The organism is Rhodococcus sp. NPDC077669, from assembly GCF_040686915.1.
GTDB lineage: Bacteria > Actinomycetota > Actinomycetes > Mycobacteriales > Mycobacteriaceae > Rhodococcoides > Rhodococcoides fascians.
Map to the genome: position 1 here is coordinate 1 of NZ_JBFBMD010000061.1, position 1,339 is coordinate 1,339.

General features: G+C 62.1%; 3 protein-coding genes. All 3 read left to right on the plus strand.

What is annotated here, in order from left to right; all coding sequences use genetic code 11:
• Window positions 1–927, plus strand: a 927-nt coding sequence (locus AB0P23_RS25435; protein ID WP_363799789.1) for a carboxyl transferase domain-containing protein, incomplete at its 5' end; no start/stop codon positions are given.
• A gap of 23 nt (window positions 928–950) precedes the next feature.
• Window positions 951–1,199 carry an acyl-CoA carboxylase epsilon subunit gene (locus tag AB0P23_RS25440; RefSeq protein ID WP_045842112.1) on the plus strand — a complete coding sequence of 83 codons (249 nt, stop codon included), beginning with the start codon at window positions 951–953 and terminating at the stop codon, window positions 1,197–1,199.
• Window positions 1,200–1,213: 14 nt separating this feature from the next.
• On the plus strand, window positions 1,214–1,339 hold a 126-nt coding region (locus AB0P23_RS25445), incomplete at its 3' end, for a biotin carboxylase N-terminal domain-containing protein (RefSeq protein WP_152530500.1).

Consider the following 1,339-nt stretch of genomic DNA (forward strand, 5'->3'; position numbering starts at 1 on the left):
GAGAAGTCCGGTGTCGCGCACTACGTCGCGTCCGGGGAGCAGGACGCCCTCGACTACGTCCGCGACCTCCTGTCGTATTTGCCGTCGAACAATCGGGCCGATGCCCCGCGGACGGTGGCGTCGGATCCGATCGTCGGGGCGATCGAGGATTCGTTGACGGCGGAGGATCTCGAGCTCGACACTCTGATTCCGGATTCGCCGAACACTCCGTACGACATGCACGAGGTGATCCGCCGGATCCTCGACGACGACGAGTTCCTGGAAGTGCAGGAGGGTCGGGCTCGCAACATCATCGTCGGGTTCGGGCGGATCGACGGCCGGTCGGTGGGGATCGTGGCCAATCAGCCCACCCAGTTCGCGGGCACGTTGGATATCGATGCCTCGGAGAAAGCAGCCCGGTTCGTCCGCACCTGTGATTGCTTCAACGTTCCGATCATCACCCTGGTCGATGTGCCGGGGTTCCTGCCCGGGACGGGCCAGGAATACAACGGCATCATCCGGCGTGGAGCGAAGTTGTTGTATGCCTACGGGGAGGCGACGGTCGGGAAGATCACCGTCATCACCCGCAAAGCCTATGGCGGGGCGTACGACGTGATGGGGTCCAAGCACATGGGTGCCGATGTGAACCTCGCCTGGCCGACCGCGCAGATCGCCGTCATGGGAGCCTCCGGAGCCGTCGGGTTCGTCTACCGCAAACAGTTGCTCGAGGCCGCGAAGAACGGTGAGGACGTCGATGCGTTGCGGCTGACGTTGCAGCAGCAGTACGAGGACACGTTGGTCAACCCGTACGTCGCTGCCGAACGCGGATATCTCGATGCGGTCATCCCACCGAGTCACACCCGCGGTCAGATCGTGACCGCGTTGCGACTGCTCGAACGCAAACAAGTCACCCTGCCCCCGAAGAAACACGGAAACATCCCACTATGAGCGGCGAAGCGAATCATGACGCAGTGAGCGACACGAATCATGACGCAGTGAGCGAAGCGAAATCTGCTGCTGCGTCGGATAGTTGGTCGTTTCGCGGAAGTCCGACGGACTCCGAGATCGCTGCTGTCGTTGCGGTTCTGACTGCCGCGCAGTCGTCGGTGGCCGAGGACGTGCCGGCCCCGATCGATCTGTGGGGTCGACCGGAAGATATGCATCGTTACGGACTCGCCAGTGCCCCAGCTCTTTTCGTCAATGCTCGATTCGGCCAGTGAAGGACTTCGCACAGATGACCACCTCTACCTCCCATAAGAAGATTTCCAAGGTTCTTGTTGCCAATCGTGGTGAGATCGCGGTTCGGGTGATCCGGGCGGCCGCTGATGCCGGGCTGGCCAGTGTCGCTGTGTACGCCGAA